Source organism: Paraburkholderia sp. FW306-2-2C-D06C, from assembly GCF_058781505.1.
The window spans coordinates 95,499-108,363 of sequence record NZ_JBYSWU010000008.1 but is presented as its reverse complement, the minus strand read 5'-3'; the positions used below and the strand labels follow the sequence as shown (position 1 = coordinate 108,363).

The window sequence follows — 12,865 nt, the reverse complement described above, 5'->3', positions numbered from 1 at the left end:
GGAGCGCGGCTGACGTTTCGCGGATGTCGGGCTTCAAAGGTAGGGCTTTCCGGCATGCCGGAGAGGATTGCGCGGTACCCATAAAGGCCCCCCTTTGCCCTCCAGGGCAAAGGCGGTCGCCAACGAGCTGGACACGAAGGAGACGACTCATGTTCACGCATGCCGAGCCCACCACGGCCGATGTTTCGACTACGCAAAAAGACGTGCCCGCGTATGCATGGGTGGTATTTGTCCTGACGGTGGGATTGCTGCTCTCCGACTATATGTCGCGGCAGGTGTTGAATGCGGTGTTTCCGATGCTCAAGGCCACATGGAACCTTTCGGACACCCGGCTGGGTTCGCTCAGCAGCGTGGTCGCGCTGATGGTCGGCGTGCTCACCTTTCCGCTGTCGGTGCTCGCCGACCGCTGGGGCCGCGTGAAAAGCATTGTCCTGATGGCGTCGTTGTGGAGTCTCGCGACGCTCGGCTGTGCGCTCTCGACGAACTATAACGAGATGCTGCTCGCGCGCGCCTTCGTCGGTATCGGTGAAGCCGCCTATGGCAGTGTCGGCATTGCGGTTGTCCTCAGCATCTTTCCGGCACGGCTGCGCGCTACGCTCACCGCCGCGTTCATGGCCGGCGGGGCGTTCGGTTCAGTGCTGGGCATGGCGCTAGGTGGTGCAGTCGCGGCTCACCTGGGCTGGCGCGCGGCGTTCGGTGCCATGGCGGCCTTGGGGATCATGCTGGTCGTTTTCTACCGGTTCGCCATCACCGAAAAGCGGCTCGCGCCGCTGCAGCCGGCAAACGCGGGCCGTCAGGCGCAAGGCGCCGGTGTGCGCATGAGCTTCCGCGCGCTGATGCAAGGACTCTTTTCGACAAAGTCGGTTGTCTGTGCCTACATTGGCAGCGGCATCCATCTGCTGGTTCCCGCAGCGGTATGGGCGTGGATGCCCAGCTTCCTGAACCGCTACTACGGCATGCCCGCCGGCAAGGCGGCCATGAGCGCGGCCGTGTTCGTGCTGGCCACCGCTTTCGGCATGGTGGTGTGCGGAAATCTGACTGACCGGCTCAGCAAGCATGCGCGGGAAAGGACGTGGAGCACAGCCGTCGCCTTCTGCCTGATCTGCTTCGTGCTGCTCACGATCGGTTTCCGCATGCCGGCGGGTCCGCCACAGCTCATCGTAATCGGCGCCGGCATGTTCTTCTGCGCCGGCGCAACCGGCCCCTCGGGTGCGATGGTGGCGAATCTCACCCCACCGTCGATCCATGCGTCGGCGTTTGCCACCCTGACGTTGGCGAACAACCTGCTGGGGTTGGCACCCGCTGCCGTCCTGACGGGCATCGTGGCCGACCGGATTGGGCTCCTAGGTGCGTTGCAACTCGTGCCGTTTGCGCCTTTGGTCGCGGCAGTCGCTTTCTTCATCGGCAAGCGGAACTATGGCGTCGACGTTGATCGCGTGACTGCTCTGCGTGAACAGGCCGGGAGCTGACCCGACGGTCACCCGCGAGCTTTAGACCTGGCAAGTGCGCCTGAGAGCAAATTGGGCAGCCCATCACAGGCGAAATAAATTTGCAGTTCGAGTAATGAATAGGAGATTTGACATGGCAAAAGCAGTGCGCTTCCATGAAACCGGCGGTCCCGAAGTCTTGCGCTATGAAAACGTTGAAGTGGGCGACCCCGGCCCCGTACAGGTTCGCTTGCGCCATGAGGCAGTGGGCCTGAATTTCGCCGACACCTACTTCCGCACCGGCCTGTACCCCGTGCCGCTGCCTGCAGGCATGGGTGTCGAGGCTGCAGGTGTGGTCGAGGCAATCGGCTCCGACGTGACCAACGTCGCGGTCGGCGATCGCGTGACCTACACGGGCTTTCTCAACACACTCGGTGCCTACAGCACTGAACGCCTGGTCCCGGCGGCGCCACTCATCAAGCTGCCGGATGCGATCTCCTGCGAAACGGCTGCCGGCATGACGATGCGAGGCCTGACCTCGTCGTACCTGATGCGCCGCATTCATGACTTCAGGGCGGGCGACACCATCCTGCTGCATGCCGCCGCCGGCGGTGTCGGTCTGATCGTGTCGCAATGGGCGAAATTGTTGGGTCTCACCGTGATCGGCACGGTATCGAACGAGGCCAAGGGCGAGGTGGCCCGCGCGCATGGCTGCGATCACATCATCTACTACAGCCGGGAGGATGTCGCGAAGCGTGTGCGCGAACTGACCAATGGCATGGGCGTGGACGTCGTGTTCGACAGCGTCGGCAAGGATACCTTCGAGGCGTCGCTCGATTCGCTCAGGCGCCGTGGCCTGATGGTCTGCGTCGGCACGGCGTCCGGAGCGATCCCGCCGTTCAATCCGCAGATGCTGGCGATGAAGGGCTCGCTCTACCTGACGCGGCCCGCGCTGGCGGACTACATTGCCGACCCCGTCGAGAAAAACGAACTTGCTGGCGAACTCTTCGGGCATGTCGCCGCAGGCCGCATCAAGATCGAACTCAACCAGCGTTACGCGCTGGAGGACGCGGCGCAGGCCCACCGCGACCTCGAAACGCGCAAGACGACCGGCTCGTCGGTCTTCGTTATCTGAGGAGTAGGTCATGCGAGTCGAACAATTGACGTGTGCCATCGGTGCCGAACTGGTCGGGGTGAATCTCGCCGATGCCATCGACGATGACGGCCTGTTTGCCGAGATCCGCGCGGCACTGCTCAAACACCGGGTGCTATTCCTGCGCGACCAGAGCATCTCGCGCGCCGAGCACGTCGCATTCGCGCGCCGTTTCGGCGCGCTGGAAGACCATCCCGTCGCCGGCAGCGACCCGGAACATCCGGGCCTCGTGCGCATCTACAAGAACCCGGATCAGCCCAACGACCGGTATGAAAACGCGTGGCACGCGGATGCCACCTGGCGCGAGGCGCCGCAGTTCGGCGCCGTCCTGCGCTGCGTGGAGTGCCCGCCCGTCGGGGGCGACACGATGTGGGCGAACATGGTCCTCGCCTACGAGAACCTGCCGGACCACATCAAGACCCAGATCGCGGACCTGCGCGCCCGCCACAGCATCGAGGCGAGCTTCGGTGCTGCGATGCCGATCGAAAAACGTCTCGCTCTTAAAGCGCAATTCCCGGACGCTGAGCATCCGGTCGTGCGCACGCACCCGGAGACCGGAGAGAAGGTGTTGTTCGTGAGCGCCTTCACCACCCATTTCACCAATTACCACACGCCGGCGCGCGTGCGCTTCGGGCAGGACGCCAATCCGGGCGCGGGTGACCTGCTGCGCTATCTCATCAGCCAGGCCTACATCCCCGAGTACCAGGTCCGCTGGCGCTGGAAACCGAACAGCATCGCGATCTGGGACAACCGCAGCACGCAGCACTATGCAGTGATGGACTACCCGCCGTGTCATCGCAAGATGGAGCGCGCGGGAATTATCGGTGACAAACCGTACTGATGGGCCAGGAGGCCGCTTCATGATTCGCAATACAACACCGACCATCCTGATGGTGCCGGGCTTGCGCGACCACGTCGCGGAGCATTGGCAAACGCTGCTGGAGCAAAAGTTGCCCAAGGCGGTCTCGGTGCCGCCGCTCGAGCACGACAAACTCAGTTGCGCGGCACGCGTCGCGGCGCTCGATGCTGCCCTCGCGAAAATCGATGGCCCAGTGATTCTGGTCGCGCATAGCGCTGGCGTGATGATCACGGTGCATTGGGCCCAGCAGCACAGCCGCAAGATTCACGGTGCACTGCTCGCCGCTCCGGCCGACCTCGAGACGCCGCTACCGGCAGGCTATCCGGCCTTCGATGCGCTCGCTCAGAACGGTTGGCAGCCGATTCCACGAAAGCCGCTGCCGTTCCCGAGCATTGTCGGTGCGAGCCGCAACGATCCGCTCGCGCAGTTCGAGCGTGCCGCGGCGATGGCGAAACACTGGGGCAGTCGGCTCGTCGACCTTGGCGAAGTCGGTCACCTGAATCCGGCCGCAGGGTTTGGTGAATGGCCTATGGCGGAGACACTGATCCATGAACTCGTCTGATCAGATACCGGTTGGCGCGGTCGATGAACTCGGACCAGGCCAGCGAAAACTGGCCTTCATCAATGGCCGCGGAGTTGTCCTTTTTAACATCGACGGCACGATCCACGCGATTGACGACTCGTGTCCCCACCAGGGGGCCTCGGTCGCAAACGGTCATCTCGACGGGTGCGTGCTGAGCTGCCCGGCGCACGGTCTGCGCTTCGACCTCCGCACCGGTTGCATGCCGGGTGCAAGTGGGTTGAGCCTGACGACATTCCCAGTCCGGGCCATCGACGGAAAGCTATTCGTGAGTCTTGAGGATCCAGTCGCCAGTCCCGCGCCGGCACCGGCGTGCAATGCGGCATCGTGATCCGGGCCGCGCGGGAACACAAAGCCATTCAGGGGAACAAGGATGCAAGGTTTGATGATGCAGCAACCGCTGCTGATCGCTTCGCTGCTCACGCATGCTGAACGCCATCACGGCGGACAGGAAATCGTGTCGCGACGGGTCGAAGGCGACATTCACCGGTATCGGTACCGGGATCTTGCGCAACGCGCGCGCCGCATGGCAAACGCCCTCGCAAGCCTCAGCATCCAGCCGGGCGAGCGCGTAGGCACGCTGGCGTGGAATGGCTACCGGCATATGGAGCTGTACTTCGCCGTGTCCGGGGCCGGATCCGTGTTGCATACGCTTAACCCGCGTCTGCATGTCGATCAGCTCGCGTACATCATCGAGCATGCGGGAGATCGCGTCGTGTTCTTTGACCTGACGTTTCTGCCGCTGATCGAGAGCGTCGCGCCGCGGGTCAAAAGTCCGAAGGTCTTCATTGCAATGACAGATCGCGCGCACATGCCTCGAGACCATGGCCTGTCCACGATGCTGCTGTGCTACGAGGATCTCGTCGACGGTCACAGCGACGCTTTCGACTGGCCGCTGCTGGACGAAAACAGCGCGTCATCGCTGTGCTACACGTCCGGGACGACCGGCAATCCGAAGGGGGTGTTATACAGCCACCGCTCGACCCTGCTGCACACCTACGCGGCGGCGCTGCCGGATTCGCTGAACTGTTCGGCGCGCGATGTGATCTTCCCAGTCGTGCCGATGTTCCATGTGAACGCGTGGGGACTGCCGTATATCGCCTGCATGGTGGGTGCGAAGCTGGTGTTTCCGGGGCCGGCGCTGGATGGCAGGTCGCTCCATGAACTGATCGAGGACGAACAGGTCACGCTGTCGGCCGGCGTGCCGACAGTCTGGCAAGGACTGCTTGCGCATGTCGACGCGATCACGGGTTCGTTTTCGTCGATGAAGCGCACGATTATCGGCGGCGCTCCCTGCCCGACGGCGATGACGACAGTGTTCCAGGAGCGTCATCGCGTCGACGTCGTGCACGCATGGGGCATGACGGAATTGAGCCCGGTCGGAACGATCTGCAGTTTCAAGGCGCATCAGGTGTCTCTGCCCTTGGAAGAGCGCTATGCGCTTCAGGCGAAGCAGGGACGCCCGGTGTTCGGCATCGACATGAAGATCGTCGATCTGGACGGCAACGCGTTGCCGTGGGACAGCACCGCGGCCGGCGATCTGCTGGTGCGCGGTCATTGGGTCACGCGGGCGTATTTCGGCGGTGACGACACATCGCCGCTGCGCGACGGCTGGTTCCCGACCGGCGACGTGGCCAGGATCGATCCCGACGGCTTCATGCAGATTACAGATCGCAGCAAGGACGTCATCAAGTCCGGTGGCGAATGGATCAGTTCGACCGACATCGAAAACGTCGCGTACCTGCACCCCGAAGTCACGACGGCGGTATGCATCGCCGCGCGGCATCCGAAGTGGGACGAGCGGCCCCTGCTGCTGATCGTGAAGAAACCTGGCAGCGCGCTCGTCGCGGACGAACTGCTCACGTTCTTTGACGGCCGGCTTGCGAAGTGGTGGAAGCCCGATGCCGTTGTGTTCGTCGACTCGGTTCCGTTCGGTGCAACGGGCAAGGTGCTCAAGAACCGGTTGCGGGATCAGTTCGGCGATTACTACCTGTCGGCCTGAGACACCGGCGCGGCTGCAACACAGTTTCATTCGAGTAACAAACCATAAACTGCCGGGTCCACCCGGCACGCCTCAAACCTGGAGGAGACACAATGAAATTGAAATCAAGCAGCCTGGCAGTGCTGATAGTTTTTTCCACCGCAGCCCATGCCCAGTCTTCGGTCACGCTCTATGGCGTACTCGACAGTGGACTCCTGTATCAAAGCACCTCGGCGGCAACTTTCCTGCCGACCGCGCGAAACCAGGGGCATGTCTATCAACTCAAGGACGGCGGCATCTATGCCAGCTACTGGGGCCTGAAGGGAAGCGAAGACATCGGCGGCGGCTACAAGATCACGTTCAAGCTGCAAGGCTCGTTCAACACCACGAACGGCAAGTTCGGGCTGTCCGACACGCCGGGCACGACCGCGCTCTTCAACCAGTACGCAACGGTCGGGGCAACCGGGCCGTTTGGCACGTTCGACGCCGGTCGGCAGATCATCCCGATGATCTACGCGATGGCGGAAACCGACGTACGCGGCGCACAGTATTTCGGCAGTATCCTGACTGCGTGGCTCGGCATCAATCAGGCGGCCGGCTGGCCCGGCACCAGCACGAATGCTCCAATCGGCGCCCTCTATGACAGCAACGCGCTGGTCTACAATTCGCCGAAATTCTATGGTGCATCGCTTGCGCTTGAGTACGCGCCGGGTGGCGTCGCGGGACAGTTCCAGGGCGGCACGCGCGAGTCGGCTGTGCTCAAGTATTCGAATTACGGTCTGAACCTGTCCGCTGTGTACTACAACGGACATGACACCAATCCGTTCCCGCTGAACTATCCGACGGCTCCGGCTGCGCCTGCGACAGGCCAGAGCAATAACCGCTTCTACTATTTCGGTGCGATGTATACGATCAGCGGGTTTTCGATATCCGCCTCGTACGGGATCGGCAAGAACCTGGCGAAGAGCAGCAGCGTTGACTTCGAAATGGTGTCGGGTGGTCTTGGCTACCAGTTCAATCCGCGCTTCAAGATCACGTCCGGTTACTACTACCTGAAGGACCGGAACCATTCAGCGAATCACTCGAGTGAATTCGCAGTGGGTGCGGAATACAACCTGTCCCTGAGGACCAGGGTGTACGCGCAGGTCGGGTATGTCAATAACAAGGGGACGATGAACCAGACGATCATCTATGGAGCCCCCGTTGCGCCGGGTGTCTCCACTACTGCGGCCATGGTCGGCATTCGCCATAGCTTCTGATTCCGTCACCCTCATGAACCGGAGTAATCCATGAAAACAATTAAGGCACTCGAGCTGGCGGTCACCGCATGGCTCGTTGCAGCGTCCACGACGGCGTGGTCCCAGACCGGTGAAGCAGCCAGTGCACCGGTCAGTGCGCAAGGTGCGTCCGTGACGGCGGCATCGGGCGCTGTGGCACCCGCGGGCAGGAAAGCGGACCGTGCCCTGCGCCGTAGGGTTTATGCCGCCATCGGGAAGGACAAGGAAATCAGCGCCGGAGACATCAGTGTCATCGCGAAAGACGGCACGGTGACACTGAATGGCACAGTCACGGAAGCTGCCCAGATCGGCAAGACCGAGGCGATCGCCAGGGGCGTTCCCGGAGTAACGTCGGTGACCAACAAGCTGACGGTGAAGAAACCGTTTGGCGGCATGTAAACTGCCGTAGTCAGGCACGGAGTGCGGCGAGGCCGAACACAACTGGCCACGCCGACTTCTACCCATCAGTGGCGACGCCCGATGAGGCGGCCTCGCGCAGCCACTGCCTCATTGCGAGACTGAAGCAGACACTCAAATGTCTTGGGTTGCCTCTCGCCCAACGTCTGTTACTGGCCGAAACCCGTCCACGACGACGGGCTCAGCTCGACCCACAAGAGATTAAGGCAACTTGGAGAAAGGCAACGGCGTGCGCGGCGAGGCGATGTATGTCATCGCTGGCAAGCGTGCGTTCGGGGTGCGCCCGTAATTAATGGTACGCCGTCGTAGACGACTGTAGCTTCGTCAGCACGCCGCGTTTGAACCGGAACCAGCCTTGCGAGCTTTGCATCACGACTTCATCGCCTTGCCAGAATACGCGCTTGACCGTCATGCGCTTACCCGAGCGCTGCACAAGTGGCGGACGGTGGCGAAAGTCGTACAGCACCGGGCCGGAATCGGTCTGCACGAGCGTGCGCGTGACGGTGTCATTTGCGTTGCCGACGTCATCGAAATGCGTGAGCGTGTTCGCGCCGAAGCGATCGAAAATTTCCTTGTCGAGCATCCCCACAAAATCGCGGTCGACGCGCACGAATTGCAGTTTGCCCGAGGGCGTGACAAGCGGGCCGGCCGCGTTGCTTTGCGCATGAACGCAAGTCACCAAAAAGGTGGCTGCAAGCGCAGCGAGAAACAGTCGTCTCATGTTTTCTTCTAGATTCAGCGGCATCCCCGACGACGGAGCACGACCCGCAATCGTTCCTTGGGAACATTGTCGTCAATTTTGGTCGACACGTCGAGGGGCTTTAACTGGCCGAACTCGGAAGCCCAGTCAAGCCGGGGGCCCTGCTTTCGCCTCCGTCAAACTGGGTGCAGTAGACGCGAGAACAGAGCCCAAAAAAGTAGCTCAGTTTTGGATGTTTTCCTCGCAATCTTCCCAGTACCGCAGCGGGGCGCGATGTTGTGGATAGTGTAAATCGAGCCACGCCGACAGCCTGGTCCAATCTGGATGGTTGGTACCAGTTTGGGCAGACCAGATCGACGACCTCTCAAGAATTTGACCGTTCACGCGATCACGGACAAGCAAGCTGCCTAGTCCGCTTGAACTGTTCGCCTGTGACTCAACCAGATACCGCGGCAGAATCCTGAGCTCAGCATCCTCGGCCCACCCGTATAAGGCGCGGACCACGCCGGAGGGATCTCGCAACTCTACGGGTCCGCTTTCCGGGCGAACGGCGGTCCATCCTTCAGGAAACTCCGCGACAACTTCGCTTTTACCTTCCCTCACCCACTTCACGCGCCATGCCCTCGCCATCGACTCGCGCATGCGAGATACCGACTCGTAACCAGCAGGCAGCTCGATCGCCATCGGAAGAGAAATGAGGTTGTCTTTCCAGAGTTTGGTTTGATCGTCGACGCGCTCGACCACGTCGAACACCCCTGCTTCGAATGGGTTCTCGGGCCGGCTCGATACTCTCACGTTCCCGTCAGGCAGTCCCAAAATCAAGGTCGTTCGGCAGAGTCATGCGAAGTTCATCTCTTTGTCATATTTGCGGCCTGCTCCTTATCGGATCGCCTGATCTTTTCTGCTGGAGTCGTGTAGTGGCCTAATTGCCTCGGACAGGCCGATCGTAAGCGTAAGCGCTTTGAGGATTAATCGGATCAACTACGACTGCCGTCTAGGCTCTTCATGATCGATCGGCATGGCGCCTGGTAAAAGTCCGGTGTCTGGACGGAGCCGACGTCCGAATGTCCGCATGCCAGCGCCGACCAACGGCTGGAGGTGGCCGCATGCCGACCCAAAGAAATATCGGCAAGTCAACCCTTCTTTCGTCTTTCGATTTCTTGTTTCACACGTTCGATTTCAAGCCGTTTGGCTTCCTTTGTTCCCCATCGTGGTGCTCTGTTCTGGGTGGCTTCGGCGGCTGCACGAACGCGTGCTTTGGCAGCAAGTTGATTGGCTCTGCGTTCGTCCAACTCCCTCATTTTGGCCGCTTGCCGCTCGGCGAAGCGTTCAGCCGCGATGGGTGTGGTTCGTTCAGGTAGTCCGGCAAGGATCACAAGCTTGTCAATATTGTCCCAGGTGCTGATCCAGCCGTCGTTGTAGGCAAACTCGCTAATCAACGGGAGGTTGAGTGCCGTGTAGATCGGGATCCAGTTTTCTTCTTCGCCCTGGCGGCGACGCACAGAGAGTTTGGGATTGAACTGGTACCGCCCGGTGGATACGCGCAGAAACAGGGATCTATTGTAGGCATAGTCTCTGTCGATTTCGTTCCTCGCCAGCACGCCAGAAAGATGCTGGCGCTTGTTGCGCTCTGGCCGCACTATGTTAGCGGGTAAGTGTTGCCAGGCATCGAGGATGATTTGGGTCTGGAACGCGCTGTCTGCATTGCGTCGTATCTTGCTGAATCGGGCTTTGAACAATACCCACAGGGTCTGGAACAGAAAGTATTCAGACAGATGCCGGTCGATGCGGACCAAGCGATCACCCGCTCTGACATCAATGCAGGGCGGAGCCAAGCATTCATAGATTGCCGCCAGCGGGCCAGCAGCGAACTTTGCATCGCCAAATGCCTGACGCAAAGCCCAGTGGAGTGCATTGTGACCATAGTGATCGACGGCATCGCGGTCGGCGCCGCGCTCCAGCAGGGCTTCCACCAGCGCCACATTTCCTGCAGCAGCTGCGGACATCAGTGGCGTCTGGTTCATTGGCAGGCGATGATCGACGCCATGCTGGTCACACTGCCTGAGGATGTCCTTGAAGTGGTTGGCGAAGAAAGGGACGTAGCTCTTGCGGGCGAACACCGCGCGCTGCTGATCAAAGGTTCGTGCCTGCTCGAATTTCGCCGCAACTGCCAGCCACTCGGCGAGCTGCGGTTCATCGAAGCAGGTGGCATAGTCAAAGAGTTGCTGCTTGCCCCTGTTGCCCGGAGACTGCTCGCGGAAGACCTTGATCAGCAGTTCCCTGACCTTGGCCTCATCGAACACCGGCCATGGCACCGGGACCTGCTTCAAGATGGTGCGGCGGATGGCCTCCGCCTGCTCCTGCTTGCCCTGCAGTTCGAGTTTGCGTGCTTCCTTCTGCCAGTCTTCGAGCGTGGATTGCTTGGCCTCGATCTTGGTCTGGCCGACGATCAGATCCAGCAACCCGAACAGATCATGCCCTGTGTCCGACTCGATCATGTAGATGTTCTTGATGGCGCGCGTCAGCGCTACATACAGGGCATTGACGAAGAACTTATAGACTTCGAGCGACTTGTCACTCTTGTCTTTGGCGCGTTTGTAATCCAGTGTCTCGACCGCCAGATCGGTCTTGGCGATGCCCTCGACGATGTCGTTGAACTCGCCGCGGTGATCCGAGATGAAACGGTAGAGCACGATGTTCTCGTATTCGAGACCCTTGGCTTCGTGGATCGAGAACAACAGCGGCGTGGCAAAGTGCTTGCGGGCGTCGGCCTTGTCCTCATCGCGCATTACCAGGACGGCGAACTGGATGGATTGGCGAATCTTCTGGTCCAGTTCGCGCTTGGTGGCGTCCTTGTCGGGTATCAGCGTAACTTGGCCGGTCTCGCCGCCGACGGCCTGGACCAAGAAGTTGCTCTCGCGGTCGATGGAGCCGAAGCGCCGCTGCTTGATCTTGAGCAACTGATTGGCGACGCGAGTGGCCTCCAGGCCGTTGCGAAAGTTGGCCTTTAGCACGCGCAATTCCTGCCGCTCGGCCAGTTTCGGGTCCTTCCAGAACAGGCTCTTGACTTGGCTCCAGGAAAAGAAATTGGGATGGACAATCTGGTTGGAATCCCCGCAGAGCATGAAATGGCCAGGCTTCTTCAGGGTTTTCAGCACGAGCGCGAGTTGCACGGTGGTGATGTCCTGCACCTCGTCAATAACCACGCAGTCGTAGCGCGGCGCAGCCAGCGCTTGCCAGTCCTGTGCGACAAGATTCAGGTCGTAGAGCTTTGCCTCGGCCAGCCAGGCGCGATACTTCTCAAACAGATTGTAGAGTTGGTCGCGCCGTTCTACGGGAAAGATCGATTGACGCACCCCCAGTGCTTGATACTCGTCGCGCGACAGGACACCGCCCGACCCGGCAGCAATCACGCCGCGAATCTCCTCGAAAGCCTGGTGGGCTTCGACATCCTTGAAGTTCTGCCGTATACGGGAGTACCAGCCCGCAAAGTCGCGCCAGCTAGCCTCGCGTCCTGCCGGAACGCGGATCGACTCGACAAACTCCCGGTAGGACAGAAATACGGCATCCTGACCGCCATGCTCGAAACCGTTGGCGTAATAAAGGTCGCGGGCGCTCTGCGCCAGGAAGGCGGAGTGAGTGACGTAGAGGACCTCACCTTCGGCATGCTTGAGCTTTTCAAGCGTCAGTGCGGTCTTGCCGCTGCCAGCGCTGCCGACGACAACCAAGGGAGGTGGCTGTCGGTAAATGGTCTCCTGCGTGTCATCAAACGAGATCGGTTTGTCGAGCAGGTGAATGCCGGTACGCTCGGGATGAAGGTAGCGTAGAGCTTGCGCCTCCCTGATGGCGTCATCAGCGCTGATGTCTGGAATTTTGCTCTCGTCAATCGCCGCGCCGCGCAGGAAACGTGACTTATCGTAGGCGTGATTGGCGATCACTTCCAGCATCAGTGCGCAGACTTCATCCCCGTGGCGTACCAGCGAGAACAACAGCCGGTCGGCGTCATCCAGCTTCGCCCGGTAGAACTTGCCGTGGCTCAGATTGGCGAGCTTCTTGACTTGGGCAGCACGGAAGTCGTGGCGAGCGATGGCCGCGGACACCTTGTCGTAGCTGGCCTTGACGCGTGAGGTGTCGAGGCCTGTGTATTCGAGAATCTTCATGAGGCGATGAGGTTGACGACAAGAGCAAGAGCAAGAGCAAGAGCAAGAGCAAGAGCAAGAGCAAGAGCAAGAGCAAGAATTCTCTCATGGCCGTCTGGCCTGCCAACCTCTATAGCAAGTTTTCCGGTCATTCTTGAACGGCAGTTATCCGACCTGAACCGGACGCCCTATGAGAGAGTATTTCTTCATGCTGAATGACGGGTTTTGGCCGAGAGCCGCGGTTCCCAATGTTCGCCGAAAGCGGTCGTCGGGTAAGCTGCGCATTTCGGTGAAGGGCCGCTTTGCGGCGCCAGCGCCCACAGGCAGCCGTC

At 60.7% G+C, this 12,865-nt stretch carries 11 protein-coding genes; 8 read left to right on the top strand and 3 right to left on the bottom strand.

The window, feature by feature from the left end:
* Positions 1-149 precede the first annotated feature (149 nt).
* From AC3WLT_RS08515 to AC3WLT_RS08480, 8 genes are all read left to right on the top strand, one after another.
* Positions 150-1,469 carry an MFS transporter gene (locus AC3WLT_RS08515; protein ID WP_492591445.1) on the top strand — a complete coding sequence of 440 codons (1,320 nt, stop codon included), beginning with the start codon at positions 150-152 and terminating at the stop codon, positions 1,467-1,469.
* 112 nt (positions 1,470-1,581) lie between these two features.
* Positions 1,582-2,562 carry a quinone oxidoreductase family protein gene (locus tag AC3WLT_RS08510; RefSeq protein WP_492591444.1) on the top strand — a complete coding sequence of 327 codons (981 nt, stop codon included), beginning with the start codon at positions 1,582-1,584 and terminating at the stop codon, positions 2,560-2,562.
* A gap of 10 nt (positions 2,563-2,572) precedes the next feature.
* Positions 2,573-3,421, top strand: a complete 849-nt coding sequence (locus AC3WLT_RS08505; protein ID WP_492591443.1) for a TauD/TfdA dioxygenase family protein — start codon at positions 2,573-2,575, stop codon at positions 3,419-3,421.
* Positions 3,422-3,440: 19 nt separating this feature from the next.
* The gene (locus AC3WLT_RS08500; RefSeq protein WP_492591442.1) at positions 3,441-4,001 is read left to right on the top strand and encodes an RBBP9/YdeN family alpha/beta hydrolase; all 561 of its coding nucleotides are present in this window, start codon (positions 3,441-3,443) and stop codon (positions 3,999-4,001) included.
* Positions 3,988-4,350 (top strand): Rieske (2Fe-2S) protein, encoded by a 363-nt coding sequence (locus AC3WLT_RS08495; RefSeq protein WP_492581564.1) that lies wholly within the window; start codon positions 3,988-3,990, stop codon positions 4,348-4,350. The genes AC3WLT_RS08500 and AC3WLT_RS08495 overlap by 14 nt, the downstream gene beginning before the upstream one ends.
* 42 nt (positions 4,351-4,392) lie before the next feature.
* Positions 4,393-6,021 carry a 3-(methylthio)propionyl-CoA ligase gene (locus AC3WLT_RS08490; protein WP_492591441.1) on the top strand — a complete coding sequence of 543 codons (1,629 nt, stop codon included), beginning with the start codon at positions 4,393-4,395 and terminating at the stop codon, positions 6,019-6,021.
* Positions 6,022-6,113: 92 nt separating this feature from the next.
* Positions 6,114-7,259 (top strand): porin, encoded by a 1,146-nt coding sequence (locus tag AC3WLT_RS08485; RefSeq protein WP_492591440.1) that lies wholly within the window; start codon positions 6,114-6,116, stop codon positions 7,257-7,259.
* Positions 7,260-7,289: 30 nt separating this feature from the next.
* Positions 7,290-7,676, top strand: coding sequence for a BON domain-containing protein (locus AC3WLT_RS08480; protein ID WP_492591439.1), 387 nt, complete (start codon positions 7,290-7,292; stop codon positions 7,674-7,676).
* 307 nt (positions 7,677-7,983) lie between these two features.
* Here the strand turns inward: AC3WLT_RS08480 and AC3WLT_RS08475 are convergent, their stop codons facing one another.
* The 3 genes from AC3WLT_RS08475 to AC3WLT_RS08465 all read right to left on the bottom strand — a co-directional run bounded on the left by AC3WLT_RS08475 (position 7,984) and on the right by AC3WLT_RS08465 (position 12,554).
* Positions 7,984-8,415, bottom strand: coding sequence for a hypothetical protein (locus AC3WLT_RS08475; protein WP_492591438.1), 432 nt, complete (start codon positions 8,413-8,415; stop codon positions 7,984-7,986).
* A gap of 201 nt (positions 8,416-8,616) precedes the next feature.
* The gene (locus AC3WLT_RS08470) at positions 8,617-9,216 is read right to left on the bottom strand and encodes a hypothetical protein (RefSeq protein ID WP_492591437.1); all 600 of its coding nucleotides are present in this window, start codon (positions 9,214-9,216) and stop codon (positions 8,617-8,619) included.
* Between the two features lie 311 nt (positions 9,217-9,527).
* Complete coding sequence (locus AC3WLT_RS08465; RefSeq protein ID WP_492591436.1) at positions 9,528-12,554, bottom strand: ankyrin repeat domain-containing protein; 3,027 nt, start codon at positions 12,552-12,554, stop codon at positions 9,528-9,530.
* Between the last annotated feature and the right edge of the window lie 311 nt (positions 12,555-12,865).

What these genes read in the sequence shown, in the direction of transcription:
- AC3WLT_RS08480 (WP_492591439.1), top strand. Translation starts at nt 7,290, where the DNA reads ATGAAAACAATTAAGGCACTCGAGCTGGCGGTCACCGCATGGCTCGTT.
- AC3WLT_RS08485 (WP_492591440.1), top strand. Translation starts at nt 6,114, where the DNA reads ATGAAATTGAAATCAAGCAGCCTGGCAGTGCTGATAGTTTTTTCCACC.
- AC3WLT_RS08500 (WP_492591442.1), top strand. Translation starts at nt 3,441, where the DNA reads ATGATTCGCAATACAACACCGACCATCCTGATGGTGCCGGGCTTGCGC.
- AC3WLT_RS08505 (WP_492591443.1), top strand. Translation starts at nt 2,573, where the DNA reads ATGCGAGTCGAACAATTGACGTGTGCCATCGGTGCCGAACTGGTCGGG.
- AC3WLT_RS08510 (WP_492591444.1), top strand. Translation starts at nt 1,582, where the DNA reads ATGGCAAAAGCAGTGCGCTTCCATGAAACCGGCGGTCCCGAAGTCTTG.
- AC3WLT_RS08515 (WP_492591445.1), top strand. Translation starts at nt 150, where the DNA reads ATGTTCACGCATGCCGAGCCCACCACGGCCGATGTTTCGACTACGCAA.
- AC3WLT_RS08490 (WP_492591441.1), top strand. Translation starts at nt 4,393, where the DNA reads ATGCAAGGTTTGATGATGCAGCAACCGCTGCTGATCGCTTCGCTGCTC.
- AC3WLT_RS08495 (WP_492581564.1), top strand. Translation starts at nt 3,988, where the DNA reads ATGAACTCGTCTGATCAGATACCGGTTGGCGCGGTCGATGAACTCGGA.
- AC3WLT_RS08475 (WP_492591438.1), bottom strand. Translation starts at nt 8,415, where the DNA reads ATGAGACGACTGTTTCTCGCTGCGCTTGCAGCCACCTTTTTGGTGACT.
- AC3WLT_RS08465 (WP_492591436.1), bottom strand. Translation starts at nt 12,554, where the DNA reads ATGAAGATTCTCGAATACACAGGCCTCGACACCTCACGCGTCAAGGCC.